This window comes from Sediminibacterium goheungense (genome assembly GCF_004361915.1).
GTDB classification, from domain to species: Bacteria; Bacteroidota; Bacteroidia; order Chitinophagales; family Chitinophagaceae; genus Sediminibacterium; species Sediminibacterium goheungense.
In genome coordinates this window covers 151,725-174,125 of the sequence record NZ_SNWP01000010.1, presented here as the reverse complement: position 1 = coordinate 174,125, position 22,401 = coordinate 151,725, and the positions used below count along the sequence as shown (strand labels likewise).

General features: G+C 43.4%; 23 protein-coding genes and 1 tRNA gene. 10 read left to right on the top strand and 14 right to left on the bottom strand.

Translation table 11 applies throughout. The features are described from left to right. Positions 1-85: 85 nt before the first annotated feature. Positions 86-1,726 (bottom strand): M28 family metallopeptidase, encoded by a 1,641-nt coding sequence (locus BC659_RS00805; protein WP_133472684.1) that lies wholly within the window; start codon positions 1,724-1,726, stop codon positions 86-88. A gap of 288 nt (positions 1,727-2,014) precedes the next feature. Here BC659_RS00805 and BC659_RS00800 point away from each other — a divergent pair, with 288 nt between their 5' ends. From BC659_RS00800 to BC659_RS00775, 6 genes are all read left to right on the top strand, one after another. After that, complete coding sequence (locus BC659_RS00800; protein WP_133472683.1) at positions 2,015-2,512, top strand: CAP domain-containing protein; 498 nt, start codon at positions 2,015-2,017, stop codon at positions 2,510-2,512. 158 nt (positions 2,513-2,670) lie between these two features. Continuing rightward, a complete protein-coding gene (gene fbp / locus BC659_RS00795; RefSeq protein ID WP_133472682.1) occupies positions 2,671-3,684 on the top strand; it encodes a class 1 fructose-bisphosphatase in 1,014 nt (337 codons plus the stop codon). Positions 3,685-4,256: 572 nt separating this feature from the next. After that, the gene (locus tag BC659_RS00790) at positions 4,257-4,742 is read left to right on the top strand and encodes a hypothetical protein (protein WP_133472681.1); all 486 of its coding nucleotides are present in this window, start codon (positions 4,257-4,259) and stop codon (positions 4,740-4,742) included. Between the two features lie 2 nt (positions 4,743-4,744). Continuing rightward, on the top strand, positions 4,745-5,509 hold the full coding sequence (locus BC659_RS00785; protein WP_133472680.1) for an ABC transporter ATP-binding protein: 765 nt from the start codon (positions 4,745-4,747) through the stop codon (positions 5,507-5,509). Between the two features lie 195 nt (positions 5,510-5,704). Beyond that, complete coding sequence (locus BC659_RS00780; protein ID WP_133472679.1) at positions 5,705-6,232, top strand: YfiT family bacillithiol transferase; 528 nt, start codon at positions 5,705-5,707, stop codon at positions 6,230-6,232. Beyond that, complete coding sequence (locus BC659_RS00775; protein WP_133472678.1) at positions 6,233-6,790, top strand: NUDIX hydrolase; 558 nt, start codon at positions 6,233-6,235, stop codon at positions 6,788-6,790. 64 nt (positions 6,791-6,854) lie between these two features. Here the strand turns inward: BC659_RS00775 and BC659_RS00770 are convergent, their stop codons facing one another. The 9 genes from BC659_RS00770 to BC659_RS00730 form a co-directional block, all read right to left on the bottom strand. Next, a complete protein-coding gene (locus BC659_RS00770; protein WP_246027058.1) occupies positions 6,855-8,162 on the bottom strand; it encodes a bifunctional folylpolyglutamate synthase/dihydrofolate synthase in 1,308 nt (435 codons plus the stop codon). 157 nt (positions 8,163-8,319) lie between these two features. Then, positions 8,320-9,198, bottom strand: coding sequence for a hypothetical protein (locus BC659_RS00765; protein WP_133472677.1), 879 nt, complete (start codon positions 9,196-9,198; stop codon positions 8,320-8,322). Positions 9,199-9,559: 361 nt separating this feature from the next. Then, positions 9,560-10,327 carry a sulfite exporter TauE/SafE family protein gene (locus BC659_RS00760; RefSeq protein ID WP_133472676.1) on the bottom strand — a complete coding sequence of 256 codons (768 nt, stop codon included), beginning with the start codon at positions 10,325-10,327 and terminating at the stop codon, positions 9,560-9,562. Positions 10,328-10,481: 154 nt separating this feature from the next. Next, positions 10,482-11,702 carry an MFS transporter gene (locus BC659_RS00755; protein ID WP_133472675.1) on the bottom strand — a complete coding sequence of 407 codons (1,221 nt, stop codon included), beginning with the start codon at positions 11,700-11,702 and terminating at the stop codon, positions 10,482-10,484. An 8-nt stretch (positions 11,703-11,710) separates the two neighbouring features. Beyond that, positions 11,711-12,628, bottom strand: coding sequence for a DMT family transporter (locus BC659_RS00750; protein ID WP_133472674.1), 918 nt, complete (start codon positions 12,626-12,628; stop codon positions 11,711-11,713). Between the two features lie 14 nt (positions 12,629-12,642). Further along, a complete protein-coding gene (locus tag BC659_RS00745) occupies positions 12,643-13,950 on the bottom strand; it encodes a radical SAM family protein (protein WP_133472673.1) in 1,308 nt (435 codons plus the stop codon). Positions 13,951-14,071: 121 nt separating this feature from the next. Next, positions 14,072-14,641, bottom strand: a complete 570-nt coding sequence (locus tag BC659_RS00740) for a hypothetical protein (protein ID WP_133472672.1) — start codon at positions 14,639-14,641, stop codon at positions 14,072-14,074. A gap of 6 nt (positions 14,642-14,647) precedes the next feature. Beyond that, positions 14,648-15,685 carry an agmatinase family protein gene (locus tag BC659_RS00735; RefSeq protein WP_133472671.1) on the bottom strand — a complete coding sequence of 346 codons (1,038 nt, stop codon included), beginning with the start codon at positions 15,683-15,685 and terminating at the stop codon, positions 14,648-14,650. 76 nt (positions 15,686-15,761) lie between these two features. After that, positions 15,762-16,295 carry a hypothetical protein gene (locus BC659_RS00730; protein ID WP_133472670.1) on the bottom strand — a complete coding sequence of 178 codons (534 nt, stop codon included), beginning with the start codon at positions 16,293-16,295 and terminating at the stop codon, positions 15,762-15,764. 102 nt (positions 16,296-16,397) lie between these two features. Here BC659_RS00730 and BC659_RS00725 point away from each other — a divergent pair, with 102 nt between their 5' ends. From BC659_RS00725 to BC659_RS00715, 3 genes are all read left to right on the top strand, one after another. Beyond that, on the top strand, positions 16,398-16,817 hold the full coding sequence (locus BC659_RS00725; RefSeq protein WP_133472669.1) for a cytochrome c maturation protein CcmE domain-containing protein: 420 nt from the start codon (positions 16,398-16,400) through the stop codon (positions 16,815-16,817). A gap of 44 nt (positions 16,818-16,861) precedes the next feature. Beyond that, positions 16,862-19,318, top strand: coding sequence for a cytochrome c biogenesis protein CcsA (gene ccsA, locus BC659_RS00720; protein WP_133472668.1), 2,457 nt, complete (start codon positions 16,862-16,864; stop codon positions 19,316-19,318). Positions 19,319-19,547: 229 nt separating this feature from the next. Then, positions 19,548-20,150 (top strand): DUF4294 domain-containing protein, encoded by a 603-nt coding sequence (locus BC659_RS00715; protein ID WP_246027057.1) that lies wholly within the window; start codon positions 19,548-19,550, stop codon positions 20,148-20,150. Between the two features lie 74 nt (positions 20,151-20,224). Here BC659_RS00715 and aat read toward each other — a convergent pair whose 3' ends face one another. The 4 genes from aat to BC659_RS00695 form a co-directional block, all read right to left on the bottom strand. Continuing rightward, the gene (gene aat, locus BC659_RS00710) at positions 20,225-20,872 is read right to left on the bottom strand and encodes a leucyl/phenylalanyl-tRNA--protein transferase (protein ID WP_133472666.1); all 648 of its coding nucleotides are present in this window, start codon (positions 20,870-20,872) and stop codon (positions 20,225-20,227) included. 204 nt (positions 20,873-21,076) lie between these two features. After that, positions 21,077-21,382, bottom strand: a complete 306-nt coding sequence (locus BC659_RS00705; RefSeq protein ID WP_133472665.1) for an ATP-dependent Clp protease adaptor ClpS — start codon at positions 21,380-21,382, stop codon at positions 21,077-21,079. 86 nt (positions 21,383-21,468) lie between these two features. Next, positions 21,469-21,543, bottom strand: a tRNA-Val gene (locus BC659_RS00700). A gap of 69 nt (positions 21,544-21,612) precedes the next feature. Continuing rightward, positions 21,613-21,903, bottom strand: coding sequence for a hypothetical protein (locus tag BC659_RS00695; RefSeq protein ID WP_133472664.1), 291 nt, complete (start codon positions 21,901-21,903; stop codon positions 21,613-21,615). Positions 21,904-22,037: 134 nt separating this feature from the next. Between BC659_RS00695 and BC659_RS00690 the strand changes: the two genes are divergently transcribed. Then, positions 22,038-22,370 (top strand): DMT family protein, encoded by a 333-nt coding sequence (locus tag BC659_RS00690; RefSeq protein ID WP_133472663.1) that lies wholly within the window; start codon positions 22,038-22,040, stop codon positions 22,368-22,370. Positions 22,371-22,401 lie beyond the last annotated feature (31 nt).

Below are 22,401 nucleotides of genomic sequence, written 5' to 3'. Positions count from 1 at the left end.
TGTAAATAGCAACCTTAAAACAGCAAAGCCTTCATTTCCAAATTAATTCATTTCCAATCCGCCTTAGGCGGATCAAATTTTCAAATTATTTCTCCCTCTTCGCCTTGAACTCCGATCCCGCTTTCCATTTGGGCATATGGGTTTCGAAGGATAATTTTTTGCCTACCTGAAATAACCATTTTAAGTCGTTGATGGCACCATTCATGGTCCAGGTTGTCGGATCGTAGCTGTCTGATGGCTGGTGATAGTTTTTATCGGTATAGTCATCTTCCAGTTTTTGTCCGAATGCCTTGCCTTTGTTAATTACATCAATTCCTGTGCTTACATAGAGTGCTGGGATACCGGCTTTGGCAAAATTGAAATGGTCGGAACGATAATAATAACCAGCTTCGGGATGCGAATCATAGGAAATATAACCACCGGTTCGCTCTACGGCTTCTTTCAGGTAATCTTCCAGATCAGATTGGCCTTCGCCTACAATCACAATATCTTTTGTGGGTTCAAAGCGGTTGAGTCCATCCATGTTAATATTGGCTACTGTTTTATCAGCAGGATACACCGGGTTTTGCGCATAATAAGCAGAGCCGAGCAGCCCCTGTTCCTCTGCTGTAACAGCCAGGAACACCACAGTTCTTTCCGGTTGTTTCTTCATGCTTTTGAAGGCACGGATGAGTTCAAATAAACCAGCAGTACCTGTGGCATTATCGAGCGCGCCATTATAAATAGAATCGCCGGTAGCATCGGGGCGACCGATACCCAGGTGATCCCAATGCGCAGTGTAGATAATTACTTCATCGGGTCTTTTGGTGCCTGTGATTTTGCCGATGACATTGTATGATTTTTTATAGGTAGCCTGTACTTTCATGCCGGTAGAAACATTCAGGTTGAGTGGTACGGCTTTAAAACCGGGTGTATTCGCTTTTTTGAGTAAGGTAGAATCGAAGCCCGCGGCACTGAATAAACGGTTAGCGGTTTTTTCTGTTACCCATCCAATCATGTCACAGTGTTTTACATCCATACCTCTTGTGTCGAGTTGCAGACGTGAAGTGTTGAAACTATTTTGTTGTACGCTGAATGGATAGCTGGCTGCTGCGGTATTGTGTATAATCAGACAGGCTTTGGCACCCTGACGGGCAGCTTCTTCAAATTTATAGGTCCAACGGCCATAGTAGGTCATGCTTTTGCCTTTGAATAAACTCGTATCACCTACCCAGAAACCGGGATCGTTTACCATTACCATCACTACTTTTCCTTTTACATCGAGCCCTTCATAATCGTTCCAGTTGTATTCCGGTGCAACTACGCCATAACCGGCAAATACCAGTTCAGATTTATCGAGTGTTTGCAGGGAATCTACTTTATCGGTCCATACGATATAATCATCAAAAGCCTTGAGTTGGAAAGAACCTTTGGCGCCTGTTACCTGCATGGATGGATCGGCTTTTGCCAGCAGGCTCACCATCGGCACATCCTGGATAAAACTATTGCCATTACCGGGTTCAAGACCGGCGGCCGCAAACTGAGTGGTGAGATAGTCGATGGTTTTGGTTTCACCTTCTGTAAAAGGCTTTCGACCCATAAAGGAATCGGATGCCAGTATACTTACATGGTGCTTGAGACTGTCGGCATTAAATGCTGCCAGACCATCTTCCGGGTCAAAGCCCGTTGAACAGGCTGAAAATGCAGCCATTGCCAGTAAACTGATACCCAGGTTGCGTTTATTCATGGTAGTTAATTTTAACGTTGCTGTAAACTTCTAAGTTAGCGGTTTTGGGTTACTTAGCAGTGTAGTTGCATAAGGAATGCTGCCGGTACTTTTTTACATCACTAAAATGGTAGTATTTGTATTTGGTACAGTTGTTGCATTCTTATCAGCAAATATCCCTGCGTAATCTCTGCGCACTTATGTTCTCTGCGGTTCCTTCCTTCGCCAGGATGACGTTAGGAATCCGATCGCAGCGAATATGGGAACGCTGAGGAGGCGAAGGGTAGCATAAAAATAAATAGATAGATCATGGTTAAAAGAAGTAGTTTTTTATTGGGATTGCTGATGCCTGTTTTGCTTTTTTCCTGTACAAGAAATATAACACCTGCTTCAGATAACAAGCCCGAAAGAGAAGTTGTTTTTAATGCAGCCGATATGGCAACAGATATTCTGTACCATATAAATGCTTACCGGAAAAAGAAAGGACTGAATGCATTGTCTTCACTTGATATAGCCGATCAACAGGCTGCACTGCACAGTAAGAATATGGCACTGAAAAAAACAGCCTTCAGTCACAATGGCTTTGAGGAACGTATTGCCACCATTTCCAAAACAGCAGGTACCATGCGTGCCGCTGCTGAAAATGTGGCTTACGGTCAACTATCAGCCAAAGAAGTGGTAGATGGCTGGCTCAACAGTCCCGGTCACAAAAAAAATATCGAAGGCAATTACACCCTCACAGGAATAGGCGTGTATCAGGATAAGAAGGGTGTTATTTTTTTCACGCAGCTTTTTATGCTGCGCTAATTTGGAAATTAGGTGATTTGATCCGCCTAAGGCGGATTGGAAATGAGTGTGGTATGCTTAATATGTAACAATTACACACTTAAAGTTTGCTTCATTTCCAAATTTTCAAATTTTCAAATTTCCAAATTAAATACCTTCGTTCAAACGATCGCCCTGCTATGACTGTCAACAGAAGAATTCTTACACTCGATGAATTTACATTACAACAATTAAGACAATTTCCTACTGCTACGGGTGAACTGAGTAGTTTGCTTCGTGATATTGGTCTGGCGGCCAAACGTGTGAATGTAGAAGTGAATAAGGCCGGACTGGTAGATATACTGGGAGATGCGGGTACCATTAATGTGCAGGGTGAAGATGTAAAGAAGCTTGACATCTATGCCAATAACCAGTTTATGGGTGTGCTGCAGCATGGTATCAGTTGTGCAGGTATTGGTAGTGAAGAGTTGGATGATTTTGTAGTGTTTGATGATGAAGTGAGTAACCAGAGTAAATATGTGGTGATGTTCGATCCGCTGGATGGTAGTGGTAATATTGATGTGAATGTTTCGATCGGTACCATTTTCAGTGTATATCGCCGCGTGAGTGAAAGAGGTAAGCCCTGTGTGAAAGAAGATTTTTTACAACCCGGTAACCGTCAGGTAGCAGCGGGTTATGTTATTTATGGTTCCAGTACCATGTTTGTATATGCCACCAGAAGAGGGGTGAACGGATTTACACTCGACCCATCTATCGGAGAGTTTTGTTTGAGTCATCCGGATATTAAATGTCCGCCATCAGGTAAGTTTTATTCAGTTAACCATGGCAACTTTTTCCAGTACGATATCAATGTCAGGAAATACATCGATGGCTGTCAGCGTAAAACAAAGGAAACTGGTGGTCCGTATACACAGCGTTATATTGGCAGTATGGTGGCCGATGTGCATAGAAACCTCATTAAAGGCGGCATTTTTATGTATCCCGGTACTACCGATAAGCCCAAAGGCAAACTGAGGTTGCTGTATGAAGCCAATCCTTTTGCGTTTATACTCGAAGTGGCTGGCGGTAAAGCTACCAATGGTAAAGAACGCATTCTCGATATTCAGCCTACCGAATTACACCAGCGTACACCCTTGTTTATCGGCAGCAGCGAAATGATGGCGGAGCTGGAAAGCTATCTAAATCAGGAATGACGTATTGACCATTAAAACTGATCAGGCGACTGTTCAAAACTGTTTGTTGCTCCCAGGCCGCATGGCCCCGTCCACAGGACTGATTTAAAATTATTATTTTGATGGGTTTATGTTCGTTTTTGTGTCTTTCTATTTTAATCTATAAAGAGCAAAATATGCCAATGAATGAAGTAGTAGGTAGAATAATGCCAGATATGCTATTAAACAGATGCTTATTCCGGCCTTAGAAAAAAAGCGTTAAGAAATTCATGGAATGAAGCGTTAAGCAATGGATGTGTCGGGCTATTTGCAAAAGATAAAATATTGATTTGCTCAATAAATAGATTAAGGCTGGGCTTTAGACTTCATCCATTGTAGCGTAATGAGATGAATTTTAGCTTTTTTTCTGAAGCCTTGATTTTTTTGTTACTTTTTTTTATCAAGAAAAAAAAGTAAACGGAGAGAAGCCTTTAATAGGAAGGATTGGGTATTATTCTTCCTTATCCTAATGAAGAATAAAGAATAACGAAGTGTTTTTTTACTAACTTCATCATTCATTATTCTACATTCCTTATTCATTATTGACTCCTTGTATGAGAATTGTTTTTGTTTTATTTGGGTTACTATTTTTTCAGGGTCTGTCGGCGCAGCAGCGGCTTGAGCCCGGACGCATGCACTATCTTACCAATCCCAAACCCAATAGTATTCTTTACCGCGATACTTTATACAGGGGTAGTAAAGAGTTTATGCAATTGTTTTATCGTACCCGTGATCAGCAGTTGATTGATCTGTACGAAAAGCACCAATCCAATAAAATAACAGGACAGGTATTGGGTGTTGTAGGCAGTTTTGCCTTGATTTTTGGTATCAGCAGGGTATCATCCAACGATAACCAGAAAGGACTGGGTTGGGGACTGATAGGTGGAGGTTTTGTGGCTACCATTACCAGCGGTGCCTTAATTTTACAGAGCCAGCGGCAGCTGTATACAGCCGTTACCTTATTTAACCAGCGCCATAACAAGGCATCACTGGGTATCGGGTTGGCCGATAAACAGGCCGGATTGGTATATAAATTCTGAGTATGTCGAAGCCGATTATAAAAGTTAACAACCTGCACAAGAAATATGGTGATTTCACTGCGGTGAAAGGACTCAGCTTTGAAGTGCTGGAAGGGGAGATATTTGGGTTGTTAGGACCGAATGGTGCAGGTAAATCTACCACACTGGAAATTATTGAAACCCTCCGTGAAAAAACAAGTGGTGAAATATGGGTAGGTGGGTTTGATCTTGATAAGGAACCCAATGAAATAAAAAAGATCATTGGGGTGCAGTTGCAGACTTCCGGCTACTATCCCGGACTTAATCTTACGGAGTTGCTGGAACTGTTTGCGGGTTTGTATAACCGCTCTATAGATCCATTGGCATTATTGGATACGGTGAACCTGCGTGATAAGGCCAGATCGAAATTCAAGGAATTGAGTGGCGGACAAAAACAACGTTTCTCTATTGCCACCACACTCATCAATGAACCCCGTATTATTTTTTTAGATGAACCTACTACCGGTCTTGATCCGCAGGCGAGAAGAAATCTCTGGGATTTAATACGGCAGATAAGGGATAAAGGAACTACGGTGATTATTACCACACACTATATGGATGAAGCCGAGATATTGTGCGATCGTGTGGCGATTGTAGACAAAGGACATATCATTGCCCTTAACTCACCCGATAAACTCATCGATGAGCTGGTAGCCAGCGGTTTTGAAAAACCCAAAGAAGTGAAAAAAGCAAACCTGGAAGATGTGTTTATACAGCTTACGGGGCATGCGTTGCGTGAAGGGGCGTGAATTGTCAATTGTCAATTGTGAATGGTGAATGAAGAAGAGTGAGTAGTGAGTAGTGAGTAGTCAGTAGTGAGTGTTAAAGATATTGTATCTTACATCATTCATTTTATATTGACCATTCGCCATTGACAATTCACAATTGACCATTCACAAAAAAACATATCATCATTACTCACTACTCACTACTGACTACTCACTATGACGACAGACCCACGATACCCCATTGGCAAGTACCAGCCGCAACCCTATTCTGAACAGCAGAAAAAAGAATGGCTGGCCGATATTCAGTTTTTACCTGAAGAAGTAGAGCGTGCCATTCTAAACCTGGATGCTGCGCAGCTCCATACACCTTACCGTGAGGGTGGGTGGACGGTTCAGCAGTTGGTACATCATATTGCTGACAGCCATATGAATGCCTATATCCGTTTCAGGCTGGGGTTAACAGAAGACAATCCTACCATTAAACCCTATGATGAAAATGAATGGGTGAAACTGGCTGATATTGATACCGTTCCCATTAATGTATCACTAACCCTGTTACATGCGTTGCACCAACGTATGCTGGCTACCATTAAAGACCTTACACCCGAACAATGGGAAAGAAAAGTGACACATCCGGAGCATGGACGTGAAATGACACTTTGGTTCTTGCTGGGATTGTATGCATGGCATGGCCGGCACCATACCGCGCATATTACTACCTTGCGTGCCAATAAAGGATGGTAAATGATGAGAGAGCTCCGCTGGGAAAAACTAAGTTCCCGAAAAGTATATGGTGACAGATGGCTCAACCTCAGGGCCGACTCCTGCCGTTTTCCGGATGGCAGGGTGATTGAACCTTACTATATTGTTGAACTGCCCAACTGGGCCAATATTGTGGTGGTAACACCCGATGAGCAAATTGTAATGGTAAGGCAATATCGTTACCCCGTTGACCAGGTTACGTTTGAATTACCGGGTGGTGTGATGGATAAAGATGAAGACCCTATGCAGGCCGCTATCCGCGAAATGCAGGAAGAAACAGGGTATCATTCCACAGAAGTGGAGTTTCTATGCAAGCTGGCTCCGAACCCTGCCATCAACGATAACACGGCTTATTTTTATCTCGCCAAAAATGCAGTACCGGGCGAAAAGAAAAACTTTGATGCTTTTGAAGATATCGATGTCTTGCTCTTTTCAAAAAATGAATTCCTCCAGTTACTCCGCGAAAACAAAATACAACACGGCGTCCAACTCGGCCCGATTTATGAAGCAATGATGAAGCTGAAATGGCTTGGGGCGTGAATGGTGAATTTTATGTATGCGAACCCTTCTTCATTCACCATTGACCATTCACCATTCACCGCCTTCAGCCCACTTCCCCAACGAGGAAAACGCTGCCGCAGACCAGAATGAGATCATCAGATGCGGCTTTTGTGCGTACTTCCTGTAAGGCGGTATTGACATCTGTGTATACAGGGCCGTTCAATTCGAATGCAGCAGCTTGTTGCTGCAGGCTCATGGCATCCAATGCCCGGGGTATCTGCGCCTGTGTAAAATGATAGGAAGCATGTTTGGGCAACAGGGCCAGTACGGCATCAATATCCTTATCTTTTACCATACCGATAATAATATGCAGGTGCTGATAGTTACAATGCTCCAGCTGTTCGCGGATGGCTTTGATACCGTCAACATTATGTCCAACGTCCAGTATCACAGAAGGGTGCTGGTGAATCAGTTCCCATCTGCCATGTAAACCCGTTTTCTTTTTTACCTGTTTGAGGGCTTCCTGTATAACAGGTAATGCGCAATGCCATCCCTGCTTTTCCAGTTCATGCGCTGCAGCCAGTACCGTGATCAGGTTTTTATGCTGATAGATACCGGGCAGGTCAAGCTGAAAATGCTGTCTGTTATCAGTGTGTTTATCGGCTATGGTGATACTAATCATATGGTGCTCATAGGTCCAGTCGCTCACCCATCTTTCTTCCGAAGCAAATACCAGCGTGGGTTTTGCAGCCAGCTCTTCATTAACAGTTGCATATTTTTGTTCGAAAACAGGTTTGGTTTCCGGTAACCATTCACCAATGACTACGGGTATTCCTTTTTTAATGATGCCTGCTTTTTCTCCCGCAATTTCCGGCAGCGTATTGCCCAGCATATTCATATGGTCCCAGCCAATATTGGTAATGATACTGAGTTCGGGTCTAATAATATTGGTGCTGTCGAGACGACCACCCAGTCCGGTTTCAATTACTGCAATATCCACCTGCTGTTCAGCAAACCAGCAGAAAGCCATGGCTACGGTGATTTCAAAAAATGAGGGTTCAATCGACTCAATCAATGGTTGAATGCGTTCTGTGAAACGTACCACAAACTCCTCCGAACACATATCGCCATTCACTTTGATTCTTTCACGAAAATCTTTCAGGTGAGGGGAAGTATACAATCCTGTTTTATAACCACCTGTTTGCAAAATAGCAGCCAGCATATGACTGGTAGAACCCTTACCATTGGTGCCTGCAATATGAATGGATTTAAAATGCTGCTGTGGATTACCCAATGCCTCACAGAGTAAAATAGTATTGGTCAAATCCTTCTTATATGCAGCTGCCCCCAACCTGCTAAACATCGGCAGCCGGGTAAACAGATAATCAATTGCTTCAGCATAACTCATCATACGGCAAAGAAAATAAGAAATAGGGAAGTTATGGCAGATTTCAGATGGCAGATGTATGATCTCGGATGTCGGATGTCGGATGTTTGATATTAAATCAGCTATCTGAAATCCAAAATCTCCTTCCTGATTCCTTATTTCTTATTCCTTATTTCTCTGTTTACTTCAGCTTAAAGCTAAACACCAGCGTTCCTGTTTGTTCTTCGGCGGTGCCGGCATTGAGTTTGAGGGAACGGGCTTTGCGGAGTGCGATATTGCGGATATTCTGATTGGTGGTGGTGGTACCGCGTGGGTTGACCACAGCCATGGTTACATTGCCTGATTTATCTACGGTAATATCAACGGCTACTTTTGCATTTTCATTAAAATCATCTTCAAAGGATGGGAGCTTTGTAATGCGTCGGCCATCTAATCCGTTTCTGATGCTGACACCTCCAGAACCACCTGCACCACCATTGCCACTGGCATCATTACCGGTATAACTGTCTGAATTGGGATTACCGTTGGGTTTCCCCTGGTCGCCCTTACCACCCGCAATACCCTGATCGCGGACGCCATTGTAGCTGTCTGCACGATTACCGCCGGTACCCGCTGTGGTTCCGCCATTGAACACGGCTTTGGGTTTGGGAGCAGGTGGGGTAGGTGTGCTATTGTTGGTGATCGGTTTGGTAACAGTTGGTTTGATATCGCTCACCGGCTTGGTAGCAGGCTTGTTAATGGTTTTGTTTACAACAGGCGCATCATCTGCTTCATTTTCATCGCCGGTGATATTGGTCTGACTGGTTACGGGTGCCGCTGCTACCGGACTGGTTTTTATTTCTTCAGTTGCTGCAGGTTCGCCGGGTATCTGAGGGGCCACATCGCCAAAACCTGTTTCGCTGTTGCCCAGGTTTACTTCTATGCCTTCACCATAATCGGGCTGGGGAATCTGTGGCAGGCTCCATTGCAGGAAGAAAAAAAGCAGGAACAGCAGACCACATATGGCCAGTGTAATGACCGATGCCTTGATATTCTTCTCTTTTTCAAAATCAATGGTCATGCCGGTAGTATTATGCATAAATGTACAACGAAGCCTTGCGACTATGAATAATGTTGAAAATTACATGCCAGACAGCTTAGTAATCCACTTTTGGGGTATAAATAAAGGTTAATTTAGTGAGTAGTGAGTAGTGAGTAGTGAGTGGTGAATGGTCAATGGTGAATTGTGAATGAAGAAGAGTGAGTAGTCAGTAGTGAGTGGTCAATGAAAAAAAATTATTGTGCTTGCGCAATAAGGGTTATCAGGGCCAAGTTTTCGTGTACTCACTACTCACTACTCACTACTCACTACTCACTACTCACTACTCACTACTCACTACTCACTACTCACTACTCACTACTCACTACTCACTACTCACTGCTCACGAAAAAAACACATCATATCCAAACCTGAGCAAAGTAGCCGTAACTACGAGCAGGAAGAAGATGCGGATAAAGCGGTTGCCTTTTTGCAGGGCGAGACGGGCACCAAGGATGCCGCCGATGGCATTGCTGATGGCCATGGGTAGGGCTACACTCCAGAGGATGCTTCCTTTTAACAAAAACAAAACAATTGACCCCAGATTGGTAGAAAGGTTCACCATTTTTGCATGGGCACTGGCCTGCATGAAATCGAAACCGAGAATGGCAATGAAGGCCAGCACCAGAAAACTGCCGGCACCCGGACCGATAAAACCATCATAAAAACCAATGATCAGACTGATGATCAGACTGAGACCAATGGTTTTTTTAGCGCTGTGTTGTTTGATGACCTGTTGGCCGAAATTTTTCTTACTGTAGGTATAGATGGCTACGAGGATAAGCACAATAAAAATAACCGGTTTCATAAAACGGTTGCTCACAATGGTTAACAGTTCCGATCCGGCGAATGCTGCGAGGAAAGCGGTGATGCACATCATGGCCGTTAAGGACCAATTCATCTGTACCCGTTTCAGGTATTGCCGCGCTGCAAAGAAAGTGCCGCTGAAAGAAGGTATTTTAAGAGAACCGATGACAGTAGAAACCGGCATATCGGGTAATAAAACCAAAGCAGCAGGAGTCTGAATCAATCCTCCACCCCCAACAATCGCATCCACAAAACCGGCGCTGAATGCGGCAATACAGAGTAAAATAATCGTGACAATATCCATTGATCGGCAAGATAATTTAATTAACGGTTCTTCCGCATAGAACTAAAATTCATCACTCCATTTTTCCCTGCAAAAGAATGTATTTAATGCAGACAGTATTAAGTGCGGCGCTTTTCGCATGGAGAAGGGAAGAAGGGGAGGATTTCTATATTGATCAAGGCATGTACTTCTTCAATAATGAGCGCATGCTCAATAACCCGAATAGGGGGCCGGGTGCCAGTAAGAGCAAACTGATTTCTTTATGATCCTGTAACCAGGGCATCATACTTGCGTTCGCTGTTACCACATAACTCATAATCTCTATACTGATAATGGTAATAGCAAAACCGATGGAAGTAACCAGTGTTAGTGCCGTTCCTTTACGGCTGCTCTCTGCCGTTTGAGAAACCAGTGCAGAGAACTGTGGAGAATCTGCAATCACCAAACAACCCCAGCACAACAATGCCGTTAAGAAGAGAGGAGGACTTACTACAAAAAACAAAGGTGCGAACAAACAACAAATACCTGATCCGGATAAACTGATGAAAGCAATTTTTGCGCTGCCCATACTGCGTGATAAATAACCACCGAGGATACAACTCAATGCACCTGCACCGATAATGATAAAGGACCAGAGAGATATGTTCAGTTCTGTATGATGCTGAAGATTATACCAGCCGATCATGATGGGTACAAAGGCCCAGAAAGTGTAGAGCTCCCACATATGTCCGAAATAACCCCATGCCGCCGCTTTAAAATCTTTCTGTTGAAACAGTGATGACAGGTTATGAAAGGAAAGTTTTTTGCCCTGGGTTCTGTGTGGTCCGTTTTTTATCCATAAGCCTACCAGTAATCCGCCGGCAGCGGCCATACAGGAAGTGTAGATGATCACTTCTTTCCACATGGATGTATCACCCAATCCTTTTAATAAATGGGGAACCGCTTTCCCTGCTACCAATGCGCCGACCAGAAAACCAAGGGCCTTGCCGAGATTGGCCGCAAACCAATCAGCCGCTATCTTCATGCCTACAGGATACACACCGGCCAGAAAAAAACCGGTGAAGAAACGCAGGGTTAGTATGGATGATACATGGCCTTCTGTGAATAATAGCAGGAGGTTAAAAGCAGCAGCCAGTAAAGCAGAAAGCATAAACACTTTTACCGGCGAAAATCTGTCGGCAATGGTAAGCAGGGCAAATAATAAAGTGCCTGTAATAAAACCCAACTGCACAGCAATGGTAATATTGCCCAGCATCTGTTCAGGGAAATGATAAAGAGACTGCAGGGCAGGTAGTATGGCATTACCTGCAAACCATACAGAGGTGCCGGCAAACTGCGATACAACAATTACAGGTAGTATATAGGCAGGAACAGTGGATGATGTTTTTACCTTCATACTGTAGGTTATGCATTTGTTTTCTTACGCTGCATGGTATTCGCCAATATAAGGCCACCAATCACAAGCAGGCCGCTGATGATATGTATATCGGTAATTTTTTCTCCCAGCAGCCACACAGCTTCGAGTGTGCTGAAGATGGGGATGAGGTTACCAAACAATACCGTAGTGCCCGTTCCTAATTTTTGCAGTGCAGCATTCCAGCAGAGAAATGAAATAACAGAAGTGCCCAGACCCAGATAAACAACAGAGCCGATAATACTTCCGTTCCACTGAACAGCTGGTGTGAGATTGCGTTCAATGATATACGCAGGTAACAGTAGAAGTGTTCCGAAGAAAAAAATCACAAACAGAAAGTTTACCGGTGTGATGCCTGCAGGTTTTTTTCTGACCAGGATATTATACACTGCAAAAGCCAGCGCGCCTGCCAGGATCCACAGATCTCCGGTTGAGAATGTGAAAGAAGCCAGTTTCTCCCAACTGCCCTGCGACAATAACAGGATAATACCTGCGATACAGATGAGTATACCTGTGATGCGAAAAATATTCAGTCTTTCCTTTAAGAAAATAATAGCCATCACCGTTGCAAAAATGGGAGAGGATGTGGTACCGATCAAGGCCATATTAATAGCAGAAGTATAATGCCCCGCTACATATACAAAAGTGTTGAACAAAGTAATACCACTTAGCGATACCCAGAACAGGTATTTCCAGTTTTGAAATACGATCTGTTTTTGTTCCGTAAACTTTTTATAAGCCAAGGGGGCAATTAAAACCGTAGCAAGTGCCCAACGATAGAATGCCAGGCTTACCGGTGGTATTTGTTGGTTGACGGCCCTGGAGATCACAAAGTTGCCTGACCAGATAATGGTAGCAAGTACGGCCAATGCAATGCCGGTATAATAATCTTTTTTAGCTGGATGCATACCTGCCTTTGCTGCTATTGATATAATTCAGCACCTGCAAAATGCTGATCGTAATTGCCTTTGATTCTCTCCATGGGCGGATTGAAATACCCGAATTTAACTTTGGGAAACTCTTCCCGGATGAGACTCATCAATTGTTTCACACCCAGCATTTCTCCGGTCTCATGTACTCCCATTCTGCCCATATACCAATCCGGATCGATATTGAAATTACGCCACTGTATCATCGATAAATCTGTATCGATAATGAGCTTGCGTAAAGCTTCATATTCTTCCACACTATCGGTCATGCCGGGAAATACAAAATAATTGATACTGGCCCAGCCACCATAACTTCTCATCACTTTCAGACTCTCGATAATGTCTTCGAACTGATAGTTGTTGGGTCTGTAATAGGGTTCGTAAATATGTTTACGGGCCGAGTTGGTACTTACACGGATACTATTGAGACCTGCTTCGCATAATGCTTTTACCGCATCGGGTTTGGAACCATTGGTGTTGATATTGATACTTCCTCTGTCGGTATGTTTCCTGATTTCTATAATGGCTTGTCGGATGGTCTCCCACATGAGCAATGGTTCTCCCTCACAACCCTGACCAAAACTCACAATCGGAAAAGGAGCATTCATTAAATGCGGTACCGTAAACTCTACAATCTCTTCGGCCATCGGTTTAAACGTGAGGCGATCCTGTGTAGATACAATGGTTTCCTCTTCCGGTTGGAAAGAAATACAACCTACGCAGTTGGCATTACAGGCAGGGGAGGTAGGAACAGGACATTCCCAACGTGACAAAGAAAAGTTTCTGGCTGCCGGACAATTGTATGTCATACAGCAGTTTTCCATCAGGTGCTTTACCAGTCTGTTTTCTGGATAGTGTTCGAGTAATTGCTGTGTACCTGTTTTTATTTTCTTATCATCATAACCTGCACATTCCTGGCGAATATCTTTTTCAATTCTTACAGCGGGTACATAGGTTTTATCGTTCAGCCATCCTGCCGCCGTATAACAGAATAATGGGAGTGTAGGTGCATCGGGTAATGTTTCATATGCTGCAATATATAAACCCGTATGGGCCGGCGGAATAAAAGCCGCTACTGCCCATCCCTTTTCACACAAACGCATTTCACCCGTTACCACATCGATACCAATGCCTCTTCTGCCCGGTAATTCATAGAGATTACCACCATCAGGTAATTCAATCCAATCTTCTGCCGGAATCGGTAAAGCATCCCATCCTGCACGACCCACCGCATACAGACTGGTATCTTCAAAAATATTTCCGTTACCATCGGAGTAGAGAATATAAGGTGATTGGGGCATGGGAGTGAATTGTGAATGGTCAATGGTGAATGGTGAATGGTCAATGGTGAGTAGTGAGTAGTCAGTAGTGAGTGAAAGCGTATAAGGGTTCTCTGCTCAGTACTGACTACTCACTATTCACTCACTGCTCACTCACTTGTATCTTGTTCTTACAGAAAGCATTGAAATCCTGCTCCAGTTGAGGGGGCACATGGGAATCAATTTCTTTTTGTAGGAGTTTATTGTTTTTAAAATCAATGGTTAGTAAGCCGTCTTTCAGTACAATATTGCTGAACTCGCTCCAGTGATAATGGCTGCGTGGGAAGGTATTGAATACCACTTCTTCTTCATCGAAAGCCACTTCTCTCGGAAATTTTACCTGCTTTTCTGCTACGGCTGCTATTACATATACAGCAGTGAGCCAGGTGTAGGGCATGGGCAGGGTCATCATTAAACCCCATGCAGCAAAGAGCATGGCGATTCTGAAATAAGCTGTTTTACCATTTTTCTTTTTTACAAAAGTAAAAGCCACCCAACCGATGATGAGTGCTACAATGGTAACCGGAAAAACAGATGCATTGGAAAAGGGAGTCAGTGCCGATTCCATTAAAACCACAATGGCCAGAAATAACATCATCAGGCTGATATTATCTACCAGTTTGAAATCTCTCTGTTTCAGTACCACTACATAATCATAGGTTCTGCCTGCCATAGTGTATTAGTTTTTAACCATCAGGTTACAGATTCTCCACAATAAACGGGCGCCCACATTACTATCCCAGTCTGTTTGGCCTACGCCAATTTCCACCAGATCGAACCCGATGATTTCCCTGCCGCTTTCTTTTATTTTTCTGAAAAGATACAATACTTCCTCTGTTTCAAAACCACCCTGTACCGGTGTACCTGTGTTAGGGCAATATTTTCTGTCAAGACCATCGATATCGAAACTGATATATACTTTCTGTGGCAGGTGGTTGATGATTTCTTCCGCAATATGCTTCCAGGTTTCACCTTCGAACTGGCGCTCTTTGATGTTTTTATCGAAATACGTGATAACCCTGAATTGACTATTGCAAATGTATTCCCATTCTTCCTCGCATAAATCGCGGATACCCGCCTGCACTAATTTCTGTATCTGTGGAATTTCAGTGAGTGCATTATACATCACAGAAGCATGCGAGTACACAAAGTTCTCATACCCTTTTCGCAGGTCGCAGTGTGCATCAATTTGTAATATGCCAAACTCACCATGTTTTTCGGCAAGGGCTTTCATGAAACCGAGGGGCGTGCTATGGTCGCCACCCAGGAGCCCGACTATTTTGCCTTTGTCTAACAGTGCTTTGGTTTCATCATATACCCACTGGTTGAGGAATATGCCACCTTCATTGATTTCTTTCAGGCTCTTGCACATGAACTTATTCTTCTCAACTTCATCGCCTTTAGAAATATAATCAATATAGAGTTCGGCTTCTTTGCGCAGGTAATCGCTTTTCAGCAATATTTTTTTGTTGGTTTCTTTCAGGTAAAAACCATCTTTCCAGCCATTGGGTACATCCGTATCAAAAAGATCTACCTGTATACTCGCCTTAAAGATATGTTCTGCGGCACGTGCAGTACCGGCTCCATAACTTACGGTTACTTCCCAGGGTACGGGTAGTATTACGAGACGGGCATCATCTTCTGTAAAAGGGAGTCCGAAAATATTGTTGTTGGGATTACCAACGGCATTGGGGTTAAACTGCGATAAATCAGCCATGATCTTTCTTAAATTGCAAACGGGATGCAAGTTGCAGCAATTTTCTGAAATATGGGATTAAATCGGCCTAAAACCCCTATTTGGGCTCAAACCTTTCCACAAAACGAACAAACAGTCGTTCCCAGGGAATAACCGCATGTAACAACAGCGTATAGGCAGGAAGGGCACTAACGGATAGCGACATAAAGGGGGCGGTAAAAGCAAAAGACAAAAACATAAAACGGGTGGTCCATTTCCAGGCATTCCTGAAATCAGTGGTTTTCACCAGAAAAGGCAGGTATATCAAAGGAAAAACAGACAATTTAAGTGCAGGGTTGCGTCCATGATAGCTCAGGAGCAGAAAAATCATGGCGAAAAGACAAATGGCTGCCAGTTTACGCGAGGGTACAATCATGAATGCAATGGCCAGCGTGGAGGGGAGAAGGGTGGCCAGCTGATTCAGCAATGGACTGTTGATCCATGCATTCGGTGTAGCGGTGAGTTGATGAGGTAGCTGCCCCATGACCCAGAACGCAATAAACATCACTATGAGCCATAGTCCGATGACCCGGCTCATAAAGATGACAAAACCTTTGTCGGTAACAGAAACAGGTTGTTCGGATGGGTTCATGCTTAAAATTGTGGAAAGATTCCGGTTTTAACAAGAATGCCTGACAAACATCAGCTATTGCTTGTTCATTTTGGGCTACTTTTGCAGCGTAAAAGAAAAGAGATGAAAAAAACACATATTATCATCCTTGTGCTGATTGCTGCTGCCATCGTGGTGCTGATCAGTTATACAGGCGATCTCACCACTTATGAAACCATTGCTTCTGCCCGTCAGAAAGAAGGCAAATTTGTAAACCTGATCGCTAAACTGGACAAATCACAGCCCCTCGAATACGATGCGGTTAAAAATCCTAACTACCTCACTTTTACAGCCGTTGATACACTGGGTAACAGCGTGAAAGTTGTGTACCATAATAACAAACCCACCGACATGGAAAAAAGTGAGCGTCTGGTGCTGAAGGGTAAAATGCAGGGCGATCATTTTGAGTGCAAGGATATACTGCTGAAATGTCCCTCTAAATACAAGGATGATCCGAAGGCGCAGAAACAACCTGAGCCTGTAGCCGCAGAACCGGCTAAATAATATACGTCGCTCATTATCTATTTTTCTTACAGAACTACCTACACATGCAATATTTAGGAGAACACCTACTACCCGGACAGGCTGGGCATTTTTTTGCTGTTTTATCGTTTGTTGCTTCATTACTGGCCACTGTTGCCTATTTCAAAGCCAGCAGATCTGAACTGGATACAACCAAAGCAGGATGGGTAAGAATGGCGAGGGTAGCTTTTCTGGTGGAAACGGTGAGTATACTGGCCATGTTTGGTATTCTCTATTATATCATCTCCAACCACTTATTTGAATACAAGTATGCCTATAACCATAGCGACAGAAGTTTACAGGTAGAGTACCTGTTGAGCTGTTTCTGGGAGGGACAGGAAGGTAGTTTTATGCTCTGGAGCTTCTGGCATTGCGTATTGGGTTGGATATTGATCTGGCGCGCCAAAGCATGGGAAGCCGGTGTGATGACCGTGGTGAGTTTTGCGCAGTTTGCCCTCGCTTCGATGCTCCTGGGTGTATATGTATTTGGTGTGAAAATCGGAAGCAGTCCATTCACCTTATTAAGAAATGAATTTGACTGGCCCATTCTGAGTCGTCCTGATTATTTAAGTCTGATTAAAGATGGTACCGGTCTCAATACACTGTTACAGAATTACTGGATGGTGATACATCCGCCAGTGTTGTTTTTGGGTTTTGCATCCACTATTGTTCCTTTTGCTTATGCCATTGCAGGCTTAATGAGTAAGAAACATGAATGGGTAAAACCATCACTGCCATGGGCTTCTTTTTCTGCAACGGTATTGGGGGTAGGTATTATGATGGGTGCTGCGTGGGCCTATGAAAGTTTATCGTTCGGTGGTTACTGGGCATGGGATCCGGTAGAGAATGCATCACTCGTGCCCTGGCTTACCTTGATTGCCGGCCTGCATACTAATCTGATTTATCGTCACAGTGGTTATTCTCTCCGACCAACCTATTTCTTTTATATCATCACTTTCTCACTGATTCTGTATTCTACCTTCCTCACAAGAAGTGGTGTACTGGGCGATACTTCCGTACACGCTTTTACAGATCTGGGTATGAATACGCAGTTGTTGTTGTTTGTGCTGGTATTTTTTGTACCTGCTTTGTTCCTGTACTTCAAACAATATAAATCGATTCCGAGTATTCAGAAAGAAGAAAATACTTACAGCAGAGAGTTCTGGATGTTTATCGGTTCGCTGGTGTTCTTTTTGGCAGGTATGGTAATCATTGCCAAAACCTCTACACCGGTATTCAATAAATTATTCGGTACCAATATTGCGCCACCGGAAGATCCGGAATATGCGCATAACCAGATTCAGATATTTGTGGCTGTTATCATCGGGTTCTTAACAGCGATTACACAATACCTGAAGTATAAGGATACACCCAAAGCCTTCTTTGGCAAAAAAATATGGATACCCACTATCATCGCTGTGGTGATTAGTCTTTGTATCAGCTTTTTTGGTGAAGTGAATTATGATAAGAAAGGTCCTGGCTTTTTGTTTGCCATTCACCTTGCCATTTTTACAGCGGTATATTCGGTAGTGGCCAATGCCTCTTATATCTGGCTGGGTTTGAAAGGCAAGATCAAAGCCGCCGGTGCTTCTGTTGCGCATGTGGGCTTTGGTATGGTACTCGTAGGTATCCTGATTTCGTCGGCCAAGAAAACCGTACTGAGCTGGAACACCACCGGTGTAACACCGCTTCGTCAGGAAGATGCCAGTAAGCCGGGCAACCCTGCAGGCAACCCTGCAGAGAATATTACCCTCTTTAAAGAAGTGGCTACGGATATGGGCAGGTATATGGTTACCTATACAAAAGATACCATCAATGAAAGGGATCGGAAACGATATTTCGAAATCACCTTCAAAGCGAAAGAGGGAGGTGAAAGTTTCAGTCTGTATCCGGATGTGATTAAAAACAACAAAGGCATGGAAGGTTTTGCTGCCAACCCGGCTGCAAAGCATTACTGGCATAAAGATATTTTTGCCTATATCACTTCTTTCCAGGAAAACACCGGTGAAGACACCACGAAATTTGTAAACAGGGATATCAAGGTAGGTGATACTATTTTTTACAGCAATGGATTACTGGTATTGAATAAAGTAAGTGTGAACCCGCCTGAGCAGGCTGCCTTGTATGGTAATGGTGAAACGGCTTTGTTCCTCGATATCGATGTGCTGTCGAAAGATGGTCGCAGGTATGCCGTGAAGCCGGGTATTGCCGTCAATGGTAATTCCTTCAGACCGATTGCTGATACGGTTACTGCACAAAGTCTGATCATCCAGTTTAATAAAGTAAAAGATGAGAAGAAGGGCCTGCTTGAAATCGGCATCAAAGAAAGCGGTGCCATTACCGACCTGATTACACTGAAAGTATATGAGTTTCCGATGATCAATATTCTATGGTTGGGTATTCTCGTTATGACAGCCGGTTTTATCATGTCGATCATTCAACGCAACAAACAGGTGAAGAACAACCTCAAGCCTGTATCTTAGGTGCTGGGTACTAGGTACTAGGTTTTTAGTATTTGATATAGTTTCATATAATTTACACCTAACAGCTATCACCTAACGCCTAACAACAAATACCCAGCACCCAGCACCTCAGCATAGCCCGTTGACAATTTGTTAAAAGCGTAAAGTCTGCTGGGTTACTTTTTGAACCGGGCAGCATTAATTAGCGTAACTAGTTCTATATTTAAGTATGCAATTCCCTGGCAAACATATGATGGTTGTGCTCCTGTTCTTTTGTGCGGGAGTGGTGGGGAATGTTTTGCATGCACAAACCCGTGGGCCTTATGATACGGTAAAAGTATATGCCTATATTACGCCGGAAGGAGATACCATTCCTGAAAGTATTTTACCCCCTGTGGAAGTGCTGGGTAAATTAACCGGACAATGGAAGCGTCACTGGGCTGAATGGACCCGCTTGCGTAATGCTGTGTATGTTACTTATCCATATGCCATTGCAGCCAGCCGCATCATGAATGAGATCAATGTAAAGCTGGAAAATGTAACAGATAAAAAGCAAAGAAGAGCCATCATCAAATCCAGAGAGAAAGAATTGAAAAGAGATTTTGCCGATAAATTGACGCAATTATCGGTTTACCAGGGTAAGGTATTGATGAAGCTGATCTACCGGCAAACAGGCAATAATTGTTACGAAATTATTCAGGAATACAAAGGGGGCTTTAATGCCGCTTTCTGGCAAACCATCGCCATCGTATTTGGCAGTAACCTCAAACAAAACTACGACCCCTACGGCAAGGACCTCGATATGGAAAAAATTGTAAGGGATGTACAGTTGATGTACGGCTATAAAAGCTAAAGAAGATGTTTGATTTCTTGAAGTTTGATTACCTGATTTAGATCAAAAAATCAAACTTCAAGAAATCAAAGATTCTAAAGGTGTTGCTGAAGTAGTTGGATGAATTGTTGTCTGGGTATCATTTCTGCGCCGAGGCTTTCTAGGTGGTCGGTGTGTACCTGGCAGTCTATTAATTGTACGCCTTCTTTTTTTAGTTGTTGTACATAGCTGATAAAGGCAAACTTGCTGGCATTGCTTTGTTTACTGAACATGCTTTCTCCGAAAAAGAAAGGACCCATTCTGATACCGTATAAGCCACCTACCAGTTCACCATCCAGCCAGGTTTCAGCTGAATGCGCCACACCCATTTCATGTAACTGAATAAAAGATTGTTCCAGTTCATCGGTGATCCAGGTGCCGTCCTGTCCTTTACGTTGTAAGGCTTTACAGGCATGTATTACATCTGCAAAATGGGTATTGGTGTGAAAGCTGAAATGCCCTTTCTTGAAAACCTGTGTCATGCTTTTACTGATCTTCAATTTTTCAGGATACAAAACAAATCTCGGATCCGGGCTCCACCATAGCGGAATGCTTTCATCATCGTACCAGGGAAAAATACCATTGCGATAGGCGAGTAATAGTCTTTCCACAGCAACATCACCCCCGATAGCCAGTAAGCCATCATCCAGTGCATCCTCTACCGGCGGAAACCAAATGCGTGAATCGAGTGCGTGTAAAGACATGTTTAAAAATAAGGAACAAGGAGGAAGAAACAAGAAACAAGGAGCAAGGAGCAAGAATCAAGGAAAAAGAAACAAGAAACAAGGAGCAAGAATCAAGGAGTAAGATACAAGAAACAAGAATCGGAGAAGTTGCGATTTAGTCTGACACATGCACCTTGCCACTTGATTCTTGTTTCTTGTTTCTTGTATCTTGTCCCTCTATGTTTATTTCTCTGTTTCAATGGTTGCTCCGATGCCGCGGTCGGTGATGGCATCGCACATGGGTTTGAGGGTGTCGTAATCGCCGGTTTTTACGGCATATTTACCTTTGAAATGAATGATGAGTGCCGATTGTTCGGCCTGGTCGTGGGTATGTCCGCAGACTTCCATCAGTGTTTCAATGACCCATTCAAAAGTGTTCACTTCATCGTTCCACACGATCAGGTGGAAGGGTAGTGCATGGTCTACCGCAATATCTTCTTCCTGCGATTCCCAGGGGCGGGTACCATCATTGGTGAACAGGTGAATCATTCCGTAAAGTTAATTTGAACTTCAGAAACCAGTAAAAGTACTTACATAAAAAAAGACTTACAAACTGGTTGTAAGTCTTTTCTCCGTGGGAGCACACGGGTTCGAACCGCGGACCCTCTGCTTGTAAGGCAGATGCTCTAAACCAACTGAGCTATGCTCCCGTTTTGTTGGGAGTGCAAAAATAGGGTCTGAAACATTACTGCCAAAAAAAGTTTTCTTTTTTTTCAAAATTAGTTGAGTTGTAAAGCCGGTAAACGGTAATGCTGGCTGTCATACACAAATAATTCCTCAATATCATAGGTCCAGTATTTATACAGCGGCGATTTCACCAGTATTTTATCAGCTTCTTCCTTGGTTTCGGTATTCAGGGTCATCCAGCAGGTCTGGCTCTCCATACTCACCGCATAATTGTCGATCATGCCCTTATTCAGCAAAAAATTGATATAGGTACGGTGTGGTGGCACGAGCGACATAAAGTCGTCGTCCATCTGAAACTTAATAATCGCCTGAAATTTTTTCATACACACTCATTTTATCTGGTGAATACAGTACAATATCCGTGCTGTTTTATTTTCATGTGGCAATCTGGCAATTTTTGTATCATTTTTACTGCTGATATTGCAGAAACAACTGTCAAACTACAAATGAAAGTTATATGATAAAGACCGTTTTATTACTGCTCGCTTCCAACATCTTTATGACATTCGCCTGGTATGGTCATCTCAAACAACAGGGTATGCCCTTGTGGAAAGCCATTGTAATCAGTTGGGGTATTGCTTTTTTTGAATACTGTCTCATGGTGCCTGCCAACCGGGCAGGCTATGCAAACGGACTCAGTGGCTTTCAATTAAAGATTACCCAGGAAATCATAACGCTGCTTGTATTCACCGTTTTTGCCGTTTTATACCTGAAAGAGCCTTTTCAAACCAAATACCTGATCAGTTTTCTGTTCATCATCGGAGCTGTGTATTTTGCCTTTAAAAAATAAGGGGTTACCAACAGGCAACCCCTCCATCTAT